This window comes from Mesorhizobium sp. WSM4837, assembly GCF_055811435.1.
Window position 1 is genome coordinate 24,753 of record NZ_JBVVQE010000012.1, and the last position, 16,563, is coordinate 41,315.

Here is a 16,563-nt window from a genome sequence, read left to right on the forward strand (position 1 = left end):
GCCAGCCGGCGTGCAGCATGTGAGGACAAGCGGACCGGGAGATCAGGTGGCGGCGCTCGACGTCGCCGCCGTCAGCCATTCCTATGGTTCGAAGCCGGCGCTCAACGACGTCTCGTTCTCGATCGCGCCGGCGACGTTCACCGTTCTTCTCGGTCTCAACGGCGCAGGAAAGACGACCCTGTTCTCGCTGATCAGCCATCTTTACGACACGCGCCGCGGATCGATCCGCATCTTCGGCCATGACGTCAGCCGCGCTTCGGGCGAGGCGCTCAGGCGGGTCGGCATCGTGTTCCAGGCGCGCACGCTCGACCTCGATCTCAGCGTCTACCAGAACCTCTCCTACCACGCCGCGCTGCATGGCATCGGCGGACGCGAGGCCCGGCAGCGCATTGCCGCGCTGCTCGATATCGTCGACATGCCGGGCCGTCAGCATGACAAGGCGCGCAGCCTTTCCGGCGGCCAGATGCGGCGCATCGAGATCGCCAGGGCGCTGCTCCACCGCCCGTCGCTGCTGCTGCTCGACGAGGCGACGGTCGGTCTCGACATCCAGTCGCGCGCCGGCATTCTCGCCACCATCCGCAAGCTCGTCGAAACCGAGGGCATCGGCGTGCTGTGGGCAACGCATCTGATCGACGAGGTTGACGACGGCGACCATGTCGTCGTGCTGCGCCAGGGCGAACTGGTCGCCAAGGGCAAGGTGGCCGATGTCGTCAGGACGAGCGGCGCCGGCTCGATCCGCGACGCCTTTTCCAGGCTCAGCCGCATCGAGGCGGCCGGCACCGCGGGGATATCGCCATGAGCGCTCCTTCAATGCCCGAAAAAGTGGCCGGCATCATCCCGGTGAAGTTCGAAAAATTCGGCCTGCGCCACTATCTCATCTGCCTCAAGGGCGTCGTCCTGCGGGAATGCCTGCGCTTCCTGCACCAGCGCGAGCGCTTCATATCCTCGCTGGTTCGGCCGCTCATCTGGCTGTTCATCTTTGCCGCCGGATTCCGGCAGGTGCTCGGCGTGTCGATCATCCCGCCCTACAAGACCTACGTGCTCTACGAGGTCTACATCACGCCGGGGCTGTGCGGCATGATCCTGTTGTTCTCAGGCATGCAGTCTTCGCTGTCGATGGTTTATGACCGCGAGATGGGCAACATGCGCACCTTGCTGGTCAGCCCCTTCCCGCGCTGGTTCCTGCTGGTGTCGAAGATGCTCGCCGGCGTCTCCGTATCGATCGCGCAGGTCTATGCGTTCCTGATCGTTGCCTGGTTCTGGGGCGTCAAGGCGCCGCCGATCGGCTATCTCATGGTGCTGCCGGCGCTGTTCCTGTCGGGAATGATGCTTTGCGCGCTCGGCATGCTTTTGTCGTCGATGATCAAGCAGCTCGAAAATTTCGCCGGCATCATGAACTTCGTCATCTTTCCCGGCTATTTCGCCTCTCCGGCGCTCTATCCGTTGTGGCGCATCCAGGAGGCGAGTCCGCTGCTCCACAAGATCTGCCTCGCCAACCCGTTCACCTATGCCGTCGAACTGATCCGCTTCGCCTTCTACGGCCAGATCGAGTGGCTGTCGCTGGGCGTCGTTGCCGGCTGCACTGTTCTGTTCCTTGCCGCCGCCATCATCGCCTACGACCCTTCGCGCGGCCTGGTGACCCGCAAACAAGACACCGGAGGAAATGCCTGATGGCACGAATGAGCCTTGTTCGCAGCCTGGCTGTGGTTGCCATGCTCACGCCGAGCGTGAACGCCAGGGCGGCGAATACCGATCCGGACTGGCCCTGCATACAGCGCAAGGTGCCGCAACTCTCGCTCGGCCAGATCTGGAACGGGCCGGAGCTTCCGCCAGCGGCGAAGGACTTTTCGAAGGACCCTGCCGTCTCCACCCTGGTCGAGGAGGTGGCGGCCCGGCGGATCCCGATCGCCGAAGCCCAGAAGAAGATCAAGAATTTCGCCGCCTCGCTGCCGGCCGAGCAGCTTGCGCCGAAGATGGCGATGCTGGTGCAAGGCATGTTCGATCACATGGACGCCGAGCGTTCGCAGGTGATCTCAGGCATTTCTCGGTACGCCCACAAGCAGCTCGAAATGGCCGCCGCCTTGCGCAAGGCAGCGTCCGACGTCGATGCGTTGCGGGCAAAGCCGGATGCGAATCCCGACGACATCGAACGGCGCACCGAACAGCTGAAATTCGCAACGCGAATTTTCAATGAACGCGTCCAATCACTGACTTACGTCTGTGAAGTGCCGACGATCATCGAGCAGCGGCTTTATCAATTGTCCAAGGCCGTCTCGGAAACTCTCGCCGCAAAGAAGTAGAACCTCTATCTCCGCAGCGGATCTCACGTTCCCCGGCCGGGCAGCACGCGCCAGCGCTGCACGAAATAACCGGGATGCGTCTCGATCCACTGGGCTACCAGCGGCTGCGCCTGCATGAAGGCGGTCCCTGGGTTCATCGCCAGGCCGTCCACCATCTGCTCGCGTTGTTCACAGGTCTGCGGCACATCCGTCAGGCAGACCATCATAACCAGCGTGTAAAGCATTGCCCCATTACCCCCATCGAATTCCCGAACCCCATGCCCGGGAGGTTTCCGAGATACCGACAAGACTGCAGGGGTCGCACATACAGATCGCTTACGGGTGTGAAAGGACGTGGCCCCCACTCTTTCGCACTGCAATATAACATATCGCTTATCTAACACCAACAACCGCCGGGGCGTTCTAGGCAATTGCTTCAGGTTGCGCTGCGCCAATGCGGCGCCGACGTTTCCAGGGCCGATGATTCCGATTTTCACGGAGTGTCTTCGATGTCGTCAGACCGGCAGCCCGTTCTGCTTGCGCAGGCTCTTGTCAAATGCGGATGCGGGGACGAAACGGCGCAGGAGACTGACCTGGCGCGCCATTTTTCCCGCAGCATAGCGCCTCTTCGGAACGGGATCGGTCGCAGCCGCCAAAACGGTCTTGGCGACCAATTCGGGCGAATCGCCTTTTTCCATTGCTTTCCGCACGACTGCGTTCATGCCAGCGCGCGCAGCGTCATAGATATCAAGCAACTGGTCCGGCCTGGCGAGATTATCTTCAAAGGACGTGCGGGTATAAGCGGGTTCGACCAATGCAACGCGAATCCCGAACGGGCGCAGTTCATGGTCGAGCGATTCGGAATAGCCTTCGATGGCATGTTTGGTCGACGCATAAAGCGCGAAATAGGGAGCTGGGATAAACCCCTGCACCGAACTCAGATTGACGATTCTACCCTCGCCTTGACGGCGCATTATCGGCAGGATCGCGTTGGTCACGCGGAGCACGCCGAAGACGTTCACATCGAACAGTGCCTGAGCCTGGACCATTGACGACTCTTCCGCGCCACCAAACAGACCCATGCCGGCATTGTTGACGAGCAGGTCGATGCGCCCGGTCTCCGCCAGCACGTCATCGACCAGTTTCGCCACCGACGCGTCATCGGTCACGTCACAGGACAGCATGGTCAGACCGTCAGAGTTTTTGGCGGCTGCGCGACGGCTGGTGCCGAACACGCGGAAACCGGCGCTTTGCAACGCTATGGCCGTCGCGCGCCCGATGCCGGAGGACGCCCCCGTCACCAGGGCGACGCCAGGATTGGTCTTGTTCATGGAAATCATCTCTTTCTCTGGGGTTGGATTGATTTTGGATTGGCGTGGGAGAAGCACGAAAGGTCGGAGGCATCAGTTATGAACGCCTCTGGCGTTCGCACCGGCGAGTTCGTCCGTCCAGCGCCGGAACAGCGCGCTGGCGTTGACGCCGCCAAAGCCGAAGCCGTTTGAGATCGCGTAGTCCATTGTCATCGGCCGGGCCTGGTTTGCGACGAAGTCGATGCCGTCGCCGGCTGGATCCGGCGAGCCCAGATTGAGGGTTGGCGGCGCCACCTGATCCCTGAGCGCCAGGATTGCGAAGATGGCTCCAAGCCCGCCGGCGGCTCCGAGCAAATGTCCGGTCGCCGATTTGGTTGCGCTGACGGCGATGGTGGAATCTGCGCCGAAGAGTGTTTTGATCGCCGCGATTTCCCCGAGATCACCGACCGGCGTGGAGGTCGCGTGCGCATTGAGGTGACGAACCTCACGCGGCGAAATGCCGGCTTGGGCAATTGCGACCTGCATGGCTCGGCGCGCCCCGTCGCCATCCTCGGGACCGGAGGTGACGTGATGCGCATCCGCCGTCGTGCCGTAGCCGACGAGCTCGGCGAGCGGTTTCGCACCGCGCGCCAGCGCGTGGCTCAACGCCTCGATGACCAGCACGCCGGCTCCTTCGCCCATGACGAAGCCGTCCCGCGACACGTCGAAAGGCCGTGACGCCTGAGCCGGCGCCCAGTTGAAGCCGGTCGAAAGAGAGCGTGCTGCAGCAAACCCACCGAGACTGACGATGTTCATGCAGGCTTCCGTCCCGCCGCACACGGCGATATCGGCTTCGTTGGCGCGGATGAGGCGGGCCGCATCGCCGATCGCCTGGATGCCGGCCGCGCACGCCGTCACCGGCGCGCCGAGCGGCCCCTTGAAGCCATGGCGGATCGAGATGTGGCCCGCCGCGAGGTTCACCAGGAAGGACGGAACCGTAAACGGCGAGAGGCGGCGGACGCCGCGCTGGTCGACCGTGCGCACCGCCTCGGTGATGGCGGGGAAGCCGCCGATGCCGGAGGCGATGATCGTGGCCGTGCGCAGGCGATCCGCTTCCGAGGCGGGCGTCCATCCTGCTTGCGCGAGGGCCTCTTGTGCAGCGGCGAGCCCGAAGATGATGAACCGGTCTACCTTGCGCTGGTCCCTCGCAGCCAGGACGGTATTCGGATCGAAACCAGCCTCCGGATCGTCTTCCAGCGAGGGAACCACCCCGCCGATCTTGGCCGGGAGGTCTGCCACCACATCGTCCGGAAGCCTGCGGATGCCCGAGCGACCGGACAGCAGCCGCGACCACGACGCTTCGACATCGGCAGCAAGGGGCGTGACCGCTCCCATGCCTGTAACAACAATCCGTCGCATCTATTTTCCTATCGAGTTGGCTGCGTCGCCAGCGCTGCGCACGCTGTTCAAGCGCCGGCTGCTTCGCGAACCTGTCCGGTCGCCGCGTCCAGGAAGGCCTGGGCGAGATCCGGATCGTTGACGACGCGCGACAGCATCAGCGCGCCGACCATCGTCGAGAGAATGGCCATGGCCTTTCTGTCGGGCTCCTCAGCTTTAGCGTCGGCAATGAAACGGCCGAGGATTTCGAGATGCTCCTTGATCCCGGCTTCGAACGACGCTTTCACCTCGCTGCCCTGTCTGGCGGCATCCGAACCGAGCGCGACAATCGGGCAGCCGTCCATCTTTTCCCCGCGATGGCCCATACTGAGGTAGAATGCGATCACCGCGCCAAGCGGATCCTCGGATTTTGCCGCAGTCGCGGCCGACCAGCGCAGCGTGGCGCTCTCCATCGCCCGCCTCGACGCCTGCACCGCCAGATCGTCCTTGGAGGCGAACTGCTTGTAGAACGCGCCCTGGGTCAGCCCGGCAGCCTGCATCAGGTCTTTGAGGCCGATGCCGTCAAAGCCGCGCTCCCGAAAAAGCCGGCTTGCCACATTGATCACGGTTTCGCGGTTTTCCGCCGCCTGAATGCGACTCACACGCATGTAGACCTCCTTATTTAGCTTGCGTTCGACATCTATAGCAGGTATAGCGTACGAACGCAATCCAATTCGGCTGCACACGGTGCCCGGCCACGCATCGAACAAATTTGGAGGAGAGGTCAAATGCTATACAGTTATATCGTCGAGAAATCGATCCGGCAGAGCTTCGACCACGTCAACAACCATCGCTGGGACGAGGCGGTGAAAGCACTCGTGCCGCATGTCCATCACCGCGTTTCCGGCGCCCACGCGCTTGGTGGTGAGCGCCACGACAAGGAAGCCGTGCGCCGCTGGTTTGAGCGCCTCGGCCGCGTCCTGCCCAATCTCCATCTCACGGTCAACCGCGTCTGGGTGACGGGCTGGCCCTGGCATACCACCGTATTTGCCCAGTGGGACGGCACCGCGACGCTGCTCAACGGCGACGCATCCTACGTCAACAGCGGTCTCCACGTGTTCACGCTGCGGTGGGGCAAGGTCTATGCGCTTGAGGAATTCTACGATTCACAAGCAGCGGCCCGCGGTCTTGCCGCCCAGGCGGCAACTGGCCTTGAAGAAGCTTTCGCCGAACCAATAGCAGGCTAGCAGAAGCGCAGTCAGCGGGCTTGTCAGGCGACCTCTCGGCAACGGTCGCAAAAGTTCAGCTTCGGGCTTTGTTAGGTGGATCCAGGCTGCCCAGTCCTCCGGCTGGAGCACAACGACTTGTCGGTTGTGGTAAGGAGCCACGTCCGGCCCCGGCTCAGTCGTCATGGTGAACGTGGGCGGCTTGTTGCCGGCGCTTTCTTTTCCATAACGCAGCGACCGCCATAAACGGGGAGCCATTAAGCGCGAACCTGTGTTTCGCTTTGGGATACTTCGTTCCCGTGAATTCGAAGAACGCAGACGCCGGAGCAACGCAATGCTTGCTGCCGCCGAATTGACGGCCCTCAGAACGGAAGTTGAATAGGGGTCCGCCCTTTGGTCCCGTTGGCCCGAACGTCATCGAAACCAGTTCAATAGTGTCGCCGGCGGAGCGCATTACAGGGGCGGGATCGTTGATCCGGATGTCATCCGCCTGCGGCAGATCAAGCTCGGTCTGATGGCTGGGGATGTTGAGTGCCAGCGATAGCATCATCCGGCAATATTCCGCCCAGGCGATATGCTGCTCGTAATCCTTGCACATGGATCTCCCCGCCCGTCGAATCGGATGATCAATTCAAGATAGCGTGCAAGGTTCTGTGCTGACAGGCTGCTTGACTAAATGTTCTCTTTTCGTTCGGCGTCGGACGCGAAAGGAACCGATCGTGAAAAGCCCGGTTCGGACACGTTGCAAAGTTAGCCCCCGTTGAAGATCTCTCGTGTTGGTATATCGAACCACGCCATGACCGAAAATATGAACCCTCCGATCGATCCGTTCGATACTGGGCTTCTCAGCGTCGCCGACGGAAATGAAATTTATTGGGAAGTATCGGGCAATCCCGACGGGAAGCCCGCTCTCTATCTGCATGGCGGCCCCGGCAGCGCTCTTGGCTCGGGCAGCTATCGCCGTCGCTTCGACCCGCAAAAATATCGCATTGTGGGGATCAATCAGCGCGGATGCGGCCGAAGCCGCCCCCGTATCACCGACGCTCTCGGCGAACTGCACCGCAACACGACACAGTCGCTCATCGGGGACATCAAAGCGGTCAGAAGACACCTCGGCATCGACACGTGGCTAGTGTCGGGCGTGTCCTGGGGGACGACCCTTGCGCTCGCTTATGCCCAAGCGCATCCAGATAGAGTCTCGGAATTGGTGCTCGTCGCAGTAACGACGACAAGCCGGGAGGAGGTCAATTGGATCACCGAGGGGGTTGGGCGCATCTTTCCCGAAGCCTGGCAACGGTTTGAGCAGGCCTCCGCTAGGCGCGATGGGGAGCGCATCGTGGAGGCCTATGCGCGACGGCTTGCCACTGGGGACATTGAGGATCGGCTACGGGCAGCACGTGCCTGGAACGATTGGGAGTCGACGCACATCTCGCTTGATCTGAACTGGGTGCCGATTGACCGTCGCTTTGACGAAGAACAGGGCTTGGCTTTCGCGACCCTTGTCACGCACTACTGGTCGAACGACGGATTTCTTCAGAATGGAAAGGAGATACTCCGCGGCGTCTCCGCAATTGGACATATTCCCGCCGTTCTGGTTCATGGTCGCCGCGACATTAGCGGGCCAGCAATAACGGCCTGGCGTCTCCATCGGATATGGCCGGCAAGCCGCTTGAACATACTGGAATCCGAAGGGCATGGCGGACCGCAGTCGATGGAACAGATGCGTGTCGCGCTTGATTCATTCGCGCCGAGCCAATGATGAATGAGCTCGTCAAGCTGGGAGCCTCTGGGACCGGTTCCACGGCAGCAGTTCGTCGATCCGGTTGATTGGATGACCGTCGGGAATGCGGGCAAGCACGTCGGTGAGCCAGGCCTCTGGGTTGAGGTCGTTAAGCCTGGCGCGCCACGCGTCTATCCGAAAGCGCTGTTGGTCCCTTACCAGAAGGCGAAAGATGAGTTTTGACGGATGAGGAAGCTCTTAGCGCTGGCGCTCCTGATCGCTTTGCCGCCGCTCGCTTTTTACAGCTGGTTCGAAGTGAGCGTCCGCCGGATCGTGACTGAGCAAGGTCTTGACGGGACCTATCGCAACGCCCTCAAGCATGCTTCAGCGTCTTCCTATCTCTATTCCGGACTGAGGCTTCTCGGGCTTTCGGAGGCAATGGCCGAAGAGGTGGTCGTCCGGTGTGGACTGGTCAATGAATTTGCTGAACTCTACGTGAAACGCGGAAAGCCTGACACGACCGTGGAAATCATGAAAGACCTACAGAACAATATGGTCGGTATCGGGGTCGCCAGATGGCTTGAGACCAATTCCGCCGAAACACGTGTCGCTCTTTTCGTTGTATTGGGGCAGCAAGGTATCCTTGCCTTGTCCCAAAATACGCTAGGTTTTTCGGACTCCGGCGTATCGGCGGCTGACTATCCAGGCGCTAAGAATTGGTTCATGGCGCGGCGGGAGCAGATCGATCGGGAAGTGCAATCCGCATTGGACATAGGCGCTCGGCGCAACGGCAATTTGATTGGAACGTCTATGGTCGAAAGATGAGTTTTTGACCTGATCGTCAAGGGCGGCATCCTACCCGACCGAAACACCTATTCCAAATATCCTAGCTGCTCCCATGCTCTTGGGCTTAGATGTGATGGTCAGGTTCGGGTCTGCGTGTCAGCCCGGAATCGCTTGGTGTGCCAACGGATCTTGCCGTCGATCTTCATCGGCTTGTGGATCATCTACCGCTTAGGAGGATTCTCGGGGTGAACCTCGAGCAACGTGATCTTCAATACATTTTGCTCTGTCATCCAGATGTGTGGCACTATCTGCCTGAAGAGGGATATCTCAAATGTTCCGGGTTATCCTTGTCGCACTCTCTCATCTGGCTAGCGGGACGAGTTTTCCCGCGACTGTCTCTCATTCCACTTTGAGCGACTCTGGCGGTTACATTCGAAGGATCACAGAGTATTGCTCATCAAAAGGCGGAGAGCCTCGGTCCGTGGCTGCAGATGGCAGTGAGATGTTAAAAAACGACAGGTTTTGCACAATATATCCCGACAAAATTTTCGAATCCTCCGAGCCTTGTGCGTATGGCTCTATTGCGAAATGCGTAAGAAGTTCGATTGAAACGACCTTCACAGCAAACCTAAATGACGGGGAATTTTCGGGGCCACCATGTGTAAGTCACGATGCTTGTAAACTGTATTTCAATTTTTACGACGTCGGCAAACATTACGTAGAAGAAGACGGATGCGGTTATCAATTTGGCGGTATCGCAAAATTTAATTCAGAGGCTCGCGCCATCTATTTCCTATCTATCTCTATAAAACCAACCTGTCTTGGCGGCCATTGAGGAGCATGTTGTGCCGGGTAGCCTTGCCCAGCGTCACGCGCCCAGGCATTCAGCACCATAAGTGCGAGCATCCAGGTTGCGACAAGGACAAGAATGCAGGATGGGGCTTTGCCAAGCAAGGCAGACGCCGCACTGGTTCTGTTTCGAGCACCGCGCGCTCTCGGCGGCCGCTTGCGGGAACCGCTTCGACAGCCGCTCGTCGTTGACGGTCGCGAGAGGAGCACCGCGCCGAATATTGTCGAGAGAATGGCCTTGCAGCTGGGCTCCTTGCCCCTGCCCTCGCCAACCCAGCTACCGAGCGTCCCAGAATAATCCCTGATCCCCGGCCTCGAATGATGCCTCACGTCGGCGCCCTGCCTGGCGGCATCCGAACCGAGCACGTCAATCGGGCAGCCCTCCATTCTGTCTGCGCGATGCGCCATGCGACTCACATGCATCATAAATTTTCATTTTTTAGATTGCATTCGTAATCTAACTCAGTTATAGAGTTCGAACGCAATCTAAAACGAAGGAGATACGAGATGATCCGCAAAACCCTGAGCGCCTCGGTTCTGGCCGCGCTGTTTCTTGCCGCCCCGGCATTTGCCGAAGAAGCCACCATAGGACGCCCGATCGAAGCCGGCAGCCTGCACGAGGGACACCTCGACATGGTCGTCTATTACGTCCCGGTCGAGGGCGACCGCCTGGAAGTCACCGCCACCTTCGCGCCGAAGATCGGCGGCGATCCGCAGCGCGTCGTCATGGGCCTCGCCGACGGCGACTCCGTGGCCTTTTCGATACCGGGCCACCGCGGCCCGCTCTACGCGTTCTCGCGGTCCGGCGAGGAGGTGACGGTATCGTCCGAGACCGGCATGCGCGCCGATGCCAGCGCACCGACCCGCCTTGCAGACGGCAGCCTGCGTGCTGCTGGGCTCGCGTCCGTCGGGCCGATGTAAAGGTCAAATGCAATCTTTCTTGAGAGGCGACGAACGTGAAAAAGAGACCCGCTGTTGTGCTGGGGGGCGTGCTGATCGCGATGTCAGGAGCGGCGGCATTTGCCACACTTGCTATTCCTACGCAGGGAGCCTCCGCCGTAGGCGACCTGAGGCAGGAACCGCCGATCGTCAGACTGGTGACGGCAGCGCCGGTGACCGGATCCGAACGCGGCTTTACCGGTATTGTCGGGGCGAGGGTGCAGAGCGATCTCGGCTTTCGAGTCCCCGGCAAAATCGTGGAGCGGCTCGTGGATGTGGGTCAGGAGGTCAAGGCTGGTCAGCCACTGATGCGCATCGACGACACCGACCTTCGCCTCGCGCTCACGGCGAAGCGCAACGCCGTTGCCGCAGCGCGCGCAACAGTCGTTCAGACGGAACCGGATGAACGGCGATACGCCAGTTTGCTCAGGGATGGATGGGTCCCCCGACAGCGCTACGAGCAGGCGAAGGCCGCGGTCGATACGGCCGAGGCGCAACTCGCCGCCGCCGAAGCCGAAGCACGGGTCGCCGAGAACGAAGCGATCTACGCGGTCCTGCTGGCCGACGCGGATGGAACGGTGGTCGAAACGCTTGGCGAGCCGGGGCAGGTCGTCTCCGCCGGCCAGACAGTGGCCCGGATCGCCAAGGCCGGCTCCCGCGAAGCGGTGGTCGCGCTTCCCGAAACGATCCGGCCGGCGATTGGGTCGGCGGCCGAGGCCAGCGTGTATGGCGGCGAAGGGCGTCGTTATACGGCACATCTCCGGCAATTATCGAACTCCGCCGATGCCCAGACCCGTACCTATGAGGCCCGTTATGTGCTCGACGGTGAGGCGGCGGCAGCACCGCTTGGTGCGACGGTAACCATTCGGCTTGCAGGCCAGGCACGCCAGCGGGAAGTCCAGGTGCCGCTGGGAGCCGTGCTCGATGACGGCGAGAAGACAGGCGTTTGGGTCCTGGACAACGCCACCTCGACCGTAAAGTTTCAGCCCGTCAAGCTTGTTCGTGTGACCAGCGAAACCGCGGTGGTCTCCGGACTGAACTCCAGCAATCCGATTGTTTCGCTCGGCGCCCATCTCCTGCAGGAGGGCACTCGCGTCAGGACTGCGTCCGAAAGCAGGGGCAACTGATGATGAACCTAAATCTTTCCGCGATCGCCGTTCGCGAACGCGCCGTTACCCTGTTCTTCATACTCCTGCTGGTCGCCGCCGGCGCCTACGCTTTCGTCATGCTCGGGCGGGCGGAGGACCCCAACTTCACCATCAAGACCCTGACGGTCACGACGGCATGGCCGGGCGCAACGGCGCGCGAGATGCAGGACCTCGTCGCCGAACCGTTGGAGAAGCGGCTTCAGGAGATGACCTGGTACGACCGGGTCGAGACGACCACTCGGCCGGGTTACGCGTATATGACGGTCACGCTGAAGGACAGCACACCGCCATCTGTCGTGCAGGAGGAGTTCTACCAGGCTCGCAAGAAGCTCGGGGATGAAGCCCGCAACCTGCCGTCCGGCGTCTTCGGGCCCTTCGTCAACGACGAATATTCGGATGTAAGCTTCGCCCTTTATGCGCTGAAGGCCAAGGGCATGCCGATGCGTGAGTTGGCGAGACAGGCCGAGGCGATCCGCCAGGACCTCCTGCACGTGCCCGGCGTCAAGAAGATCAACATCCTTGGTGAACGTCCCGAACAGATATTCGTCGAATTTTCCTACGCCAAGCTGGCCACCCTCGGCGTGTCGGCACAGGACATCGTCGCCGCCTTGCAGCGGCAGAACACCCTCACGCCGGCAGGCTCCATCGACACCCAGGGGCCGCGGGTCTTCATCCGGGTGGACGGCGCTTATGACAGCGTTCAGGCGATCGCCGACACGCCGATTGCCGCTGCGGGGCGGACGCTGAAGCTCTCAGATATCGCCGAAGTCCGGCGCGGCTATGAAGATCCCCCCACCTACCTCATTCGACGTCAGGGTGAGCCCACAATCATGCTCGCGGCTGTCATGCAGGAGGGCTGGGATGGTCTCGCGCTCGGCAAGGCGCTGGAGGACAGGACAGCAGCCATCGCACAGACACTGCCACTCGGGATGACGCTCGACAAGGTGACCGACCAGGCCGTCAACATCACCTCTGCGGTCGACGAATTCATGATGAAGTTTGCGATGGCGCTCGGTGTGGTGCTCTTGGTGAGCCTGTTGAGCCTCGGCTGGCGCGTCGGCATCGTGGTGGCGGCTGCCGTCCCTCTGACGCTTGCCGTCGTGTTCCTCATCATGCTGGAGACCGGCCGGTTCTTCGACCGCATCACGCTCGGCGCCCTCATCCTGGCGCTCGGTCTTCTCGTGGACGACGCCATCATTGCCATCGAGGTGATGGTGGTGAAGATGGAAGAAGGCATGGACCGCATCAAGGCGGCGGCCTATGCGTGGAGCCACACTGCGGCGCCGATGCTGTCCGGAACGCTCGTGACGATCGCCGGCTTCCTGCCGGTGGGCTTCGCGCGCTCGACGGCCGGCGAATACGCCGGCAACATCTTTTGGGTCGTAGGGTTCGCCCTCATCGTCTCCTGGATCGTCGCGGTGGTCTTCACACCTTACCTCGGCGTCAAGATGCTGCCCGCGATCAAACCGGTCGAAGGCGGTCACCACGCGATCTATGACACACCCAATTATCGGCGCTTGCGGCGGCTCATCACCTTCGCCGTGCGCCACAAGTTCATGATCAGCGGTATCGTTGGCATCGCCTTCGTGCTTTCCGTTGTCGGCATGGGCTCTCTCAAACAGCAGTTCTTCCCGACATCCGACCGCCCCGAAGTGCTGGTGGAGATTCGCCTGCCTGAAGGCACCAGCATCGAGACGACGACCGCTACGGTCGAGAAGCTCGAAGGCTGGCTGGACGACCAAGCCGAAGCCAAGATCGTCACGAGCTATGTCGGTCAGGGCGCGCCCCGCTTCTTTTTCGCAATGGCGCCGGAACTGCCTGATCCTGCCTTCGCCAAGATCGTCGTGCTGACCCAGGACGCCGAGGCGCGTGAGGTGTTGAAGCACCGCCTCCGCGAGGCGGTGGCAGAGGGGCTTGCACCCGAAGCCAATGTCCGCGTCACGCAACTCGTGTTCGGCCCCTACACGCCGTTCCCGGTCGAGTTCCGGATTGTCGGACCTGATCCCGCGCAACTCTACAGCATATCCGAGAAGGCCCTCGACATCATGCGGGGCGTCCCGGACGTGCGTCAGGCCAACCGCGATTGGGGCAATCGCACACCCGTGCTCCGCTTCGTCCCGGATCAGGATCGACTGAACCTCATCGGCCTGTCGCCGGCAGAGGTGGGCCAGCAACTCCAGTTCTTGCTCACCGGCATCCCCGTTACGCAGGTTCGCGAGGACATCCGCAACGTCCCCATCGTCGCACGCAGCGCCGGCGGCGAGCGGCTGGATCCGACACGGTTGGCGGATTTCTCACTGATGAGCCGGGACGGTCGCCCGATTCCGCTCGACCAGATCGGCCATTCGGAAATCCGTCTGGAAGAGCCGATCATGAAGCGCCGCGATCGCACGCCTGTCATCACGATCCGCTCGGATATCAACGAAGCGACTCAGCCTCCAGAGGTTTCCAAGGAGATCGTGAAGGCCCTTCAGCCGCTGATTGCATCCCTTTCGGGCGGCTATCGCATCGAATTGGGCGGATCGATCGAGGAGGCTGAAAAGGCCAACACCGCGCTTGCTAAAGTCTTTCCGGCAATGATAGCCGCCATGCTGATTGTTATCATGCTGCAGGTACGATCCTTCTCAACGATGTCCATGGTGATGCTGACGGCGCCGCTTGGTCTTGTCGGCGTCGTGCCGATGCTGCTCACCTTCAACCAGCCCTTCGGATTCAACGCCATTCTGGGCATGATAGGACTGGCCGGCATCCTGATGCGCAACACGCTGATCCTGACCGAACAGATCAAGGAGAACCGTGCTGCCGGCCTTGACGACTATCACGCCGTGATCGAGGCGACGGTGCAACGCACGAGGCCCGTGATCCTGACGGCACTCGCCGCTGTGCTGGCCTTCATCCCGCTCACGCACTCCGTCTTCTGGGGATCGATGGCCTATACGCTGATCGGCGGCACGGCGGTTGGCACGGTGCTGATCCTGCTCTTCCTTCCCGCGCTCTACGCCGCGTGGTTCGGCATCAAGCCGACTGCTGACGAGGTCCGTGAGGAACCATCCGGCTCGACGAATGAATTGGAAAAGCAAACAGCAATTGCTGCTGAATAGGGTCCTGTTGTCGAGCAGGCGGATCAAAATTTCGCCGCTGGCCTTGCCTGAATATACGCAGGGCCAGTCGCACGACCTTACCGCTTGCAAATGATCGTTCAGGGCGAGCCCGGCAGATCCATCATCAGTTCTGGAGACATCCATGAATCATCCGGTCGGAACGCGAACGGATCCCGACGAGGTGCGGGCTCGCATCCTGGAGGTGGCAGAGGCGCATTTTCGCCGCATCGGCTACCATAAGACGTCGGTAGCCGACATCGCCTCCGAACTCGGCATGAGCCGGGCGAACGTCTACCGTTTCTTTTCCTCCAGGGATGCAATCAACGAATCCATGTGCAGGCAGGTCGTGAACGAGGTCGCGGACATCGCCGTTGCGATCGCACGCACCAACGCGCCGGCCTTGGAGAAGCTCGACCGGCTCCTGACCGCCGTTCACCAGCACAACAAGACGAAATTGATCAAGGAAAGAAGCATGCACGACTTGATCGTCGCCGCCCTGCGCGAGAATCGGGCGGTCATCAAGGCGCATGTCGAGCGAATGTTGGAAATCCTTGAGGCGATCATTCGTGAGGGGACCGAGGCGGGCGAACTCAAGGTCGAGGACCCGGCAGATGCGGCGCCGCGTTCACGCCGTTCTTCCACCCGATTCTGATCGAGCACTGCGTTCAACACGGCGAAGACACCGAAGCGGGCCTGCGCACGCAGATTCGCTTTGTCCTGAAAGCCCTCGGCAAATCGAACTAGCCGCCCTGGCAGGTGGCTGCCAGCGACGCATTCCGCCCTCAATTCAGGCGCGACCTCCAATGTTCGGTCGTTCGTGCGGATAGAGCTTGCCGAACAGCGGCAGGTACATCGCGCCCTTGCGCATCAGGAAATCGTGGAACGTCGCCATCGCCGGCGAGATCGCGTGATCGCTGCGCATCACCGAAAACCATTGCCGGCGGATCGGCATGCCGACCACGTCGAGGATGACCAGCCGGCCGGCTTCGGTTTCGGCGGCGATGGTGTGGGCAGAGATGAAGGCGATGCCGAGCCCGGCCATCACCGCCTGCTTGATCGTCTCGTTCGAGCCCATCTCGACGCCGAGATCGTCGATGCGGCCGGGCACGTCGCTGAGGAATATTTCCAGCGAGATGCGCGTGCCGGAGCCCGGCTCGCGGATCAGGAAATGCTCTTCGGCGATCCGCTCCTTGGATATCTCGCGCGCCGACGCCAGCGGGTGGTCGGGCGGCGCGATGATGACCAGCGGGTGATCGCCGAAGACCGAGGCACGCACCGGAACTTCCCTCGCCGGACGTCCCATCAGCGCGATGTCGATGTCGTGGTTCTTCAGACTGTTGATGGTTTCGGCGCGGTTGCCGATGGCGAGCCGCATGTCGATGTCGGGATGTTCCTTCATGAAGCCGGCCATCAGCCGCGGCGCGAAATATTTGGCGGTGGAAACGACGCCGAGCCGCAAGCTGCCGATACGCACGCCCTTGATCGCATCCATCTTGTCTTCGAGCAGGCGAAGCCGCTCCTCGATCGCCTGCGCCGTCTCGACGAAGGCCAGACCTGCGGCAGTCGGACGCATGCCGTCCGACGTCCGGTCGAACAAGGCCAGCTGGAACTCCTCCTCGACCTGCCGCAACTGGATCGTCACCGCTGGAGGAGACAAGCCTAACACCTTGGCCGCGCTAACAATTTTTCCATGGCTGATGATGGCCTGGACGGTCTTGAATTGCCTGAGCGTGAGGTTTCTCATGCGCCATACTAAATTTTTTTTAGCATGAAAGTAAAGTTATTGAATTTTACTTATCCATGGCAGTTTGTTCTCATTCCCCAATCCGGCCGGAGGAGTTGCGGCTGG

General features: G+C 61.2%; 15 protein-coding genes and 2 pseudogenes. 10 read left to right on the forward strand and 7 right to left on the reverse strand.

Annotated elements, in window-relative coordinates; translation table 11 throughout:
- The first annotated feature begins 10 nt into the window (after positions 1-10).
- The 3 genes from AC0L3D_RS09295 to AC0L3D_RS09305 are packed head-to-tail and all read left to right on the forward strand — an operon-like array spanning position 11 to position 2,300.
- Positions 11-799, forward strand: a complete 789-nt coding sequence (locus tag AC0L3D_RS09295; protein ID WP_128173332.1) for an ATP-binding cassette domain-containing protein — start codon at positions 11-13, stop codon at positions 797-799.
- An 11-nt stretch (positions 800-810) separates the two neighbouring features.
- Positions 811-1,671 carry an ABC transporter permease gene (locus AC0L3D_RS09300; RefSeq protein ID WP_165848585.1) on the forward strand — a complete coding sequence of 287 codons (861 nt, stop codon included), beginning with the start codon at positions 811-813 and terminating at the stop codon, positions 1,669-1,671.
- Positions 1,671-2,300: a hypothetical protein gene (locus AC0L3D_RS09305; protein WP_473628263.1), complete on the forward strand. Its 630-nt coding sequence runs from the start codon at positions 1,671-1,673 to the stop codon at positions 2,298-2,300. Before AC0L3D_RS09300 ends, AC0L3D_RS09305 begins: the two co-directional genes overlap by 1 nt.
- Positions 2,301-2,323: 23 nt before the next feature.
- On the opposite strand, the gene AC0L3D_RS09310 is transcribed toward AC0L3D_RS09305, so the two are convergent.
- From AC0L3D_RS09310 to AC0L3D_RS09325, 4 genes are all read right to left on the reverse strand, one after another.
- Positions 2,324-2,524 carry a hypothetical protein gene (locus AC0L3D_RS09310; protein ID WP_023797709.1) on the reverse strand — a complete coding sequence of 67 codons (201 nt, stop codon included), beginning with the start codon at positions 2,522-2,524 and terminating at the stop codon, positions 2,324-2,326.
- Between the two features lie 270 nt (positions 2,525-2,794).
- Positions 2,795-3,610 carry an oxidoreductase gene (locus AC0L3D_RS09315; protein ID WP_473643977.1) on the reverse strand — a complete coding sequence of 272 codons (816 nt, stop codon included), beginning with the start codon at positions 3,608-3,610 and terminating at the stop codon, positions 2,795-2,797.
- Between the two features lie 72 nt (positions 3,611-3,682).
- A complete protein-coding gene (gene fabF / locus AC0L3D_RS09320) occupies positions 3,683-4,987 on the reverse strand; it encodes a beta-ketoacyl-ACP synthase II (RefSeq protein WP_473628265.1) in 1,305 nt (434 codons plus the stop codon).
- 47 nt (positions 4,988-5,034) lie between these two features.
- Complete coding sequence (locus AC0L3D_RS09325) at positions 5,035-5,613, reverse strand: TetR/AcrR family transcriptional regulator (RefSeq protein WP_023797706.1); 579 nt, start codon at positions 5,611-5,613, stop codon at positions 5,035-5,037.
- A 120-nt stretch (positions 5,614-5,733) separates the two neighbouring features.
- Here AC0L3D_RS09325 and AC0L3D_RS09330 point away from each other — a divergent pair, with 120 nt between their 5' ends.
- Positions 5,734-6,192, forward strand: a complete 459-nt coding sequence (locus AC0L3D_RS09330; RefSeq protein WP_473628267.1) for a nuclear transport factor 2 family protein — start codon at positions 5,734-5,736, stop codon at positions 6,190-6,192.
- Here AC0L3D_RS09330 and AC0L3D_RS09335 read toward each other — a convergent pair.
- Positions 6,112-6,769: pseudogene (locus AC0L3D_RS09335) on the reverse strand (SOS response-associated peptidase family protein). The gene AC0L3D_RS09330 and the pseudogene AC0L3D_RS09335 sit on opposite strands and share 81 nt — an antisense overlap.
- A 198-nt stretch (positions 6,770-6,967) precedes the next feature.
- On the opposite strand from AC0L3D_RS09335, the gene pip reads away from it, so the two are divergent.
- Entirely contained in the window at positions 6,968-7,930 is a 963-nt protein-coding gene (gene pip, locus AC0L3D_RS09340) for a prolyl aminopeptidase (RefSeq protein ID WP_473643979.1), read from the forward strand.
- Between the two features lie 12 nt (positions 7,931-7,942).
- On the opposite strand, the pseudogene AC0L3D_RS09345 reads toward pip, so the two are convergent.
- A pseudogene (locus AC0L3D_RS09345) lies at positions 7,943-8,071 on the reverse strand (transposase domain-containing protein); the annotation flags it as partial.
- A gap of 66 nt (positions 8,072-8,137) precedes the next feature.
- Here AC0L3D_RS09345 and AC0L3D_RS09350 point away from each other — a divergent pair.
- The 5 genes from AC0L3D_RS09350 to AC0L3D_RS09370 all read left to right on the forward strand — a co-directional run bounded on the left by AC0L3D_RS09350 (position 8,138) and on the right by AC0L3D_RS09370 (position 15,366).
- Positions 8,138-8,716, forward strand: coding sequence for a hypothetical protein (locus AC0L3D_RS09350; protein ID WP_473643981.1), 579 nt, complete (start codon positions 8,138-8,140; stop codon positions 8,714-8,716).
- A 1,317-nt stretch (positions 8,717-10,033) separates the two neighbouring features.
- Complete coding sequence (locus AC0L3D_RS09355; RefSeq protein WP_473643983.1) at positions 10,034-10,447, forward strand: hypothetical protein; 414 nt, start codon at positions 10,034-10,036, stop codon at positions 10,445-10,447.
- Between the two features lie 35 nt (positions 10,448-10,482).
- Positions 10,483-11,592: an efflux RND transporter periplasmic adaptor subunit gene (locus AC0L3D_RS09360; protein ID WP_473628273.1), complete on the forward strand. Its 1,110-nt coding sequence runs from the start codon at positions 10,483-10,485 to the stop codon at positions 11,590-11,592.
- Between the two features lie 2 nt (positions 11,593-11,594).
- On the forward strand, positions 11,595-14,714 hold the full coding sequence (locus AC0L3D_RS09365; RefSeq protein WP_473644033.1) for an efflux RND transporter permease subunit: 3,120 nt from the start codon (positions 11,595-11,597) through the stop codon (positions 14,712-14,714).
- 202 nt (positions 14,715-14,916) lie between these two features.
- Entirely contained in the window at positions 14,917-15,366 is a 450-nt protein-coding gene (locus tag AC0L3D_RS09370; RefSeq protein WP_473643984.1) for a TetR/AcrR family transcriptional regulator, read from the forward strand.
- A gap of 135 nt (positions 15,367-15,501) precedes the next feature.
- Here AC0L3D_RS09370 and AC0L3D_RS09375 read toward each other — a convergent pair whose 3' ends face one another.
- The gene (locus tag AC0L3D_RS09375; RefSeq protein ID WP_473643986.1) at positions 15,502-16,458 is read right to left on the reverse strand and encodes a LysR family transcriptional regulator; all 957 of its coding nucleotides are present in this window, start codon (positions 16,456-16,458) and stop codon (positions 15,502-15,504) included.
- Positions 16,459-16,563: the final 105 nt, after the last annotated feature.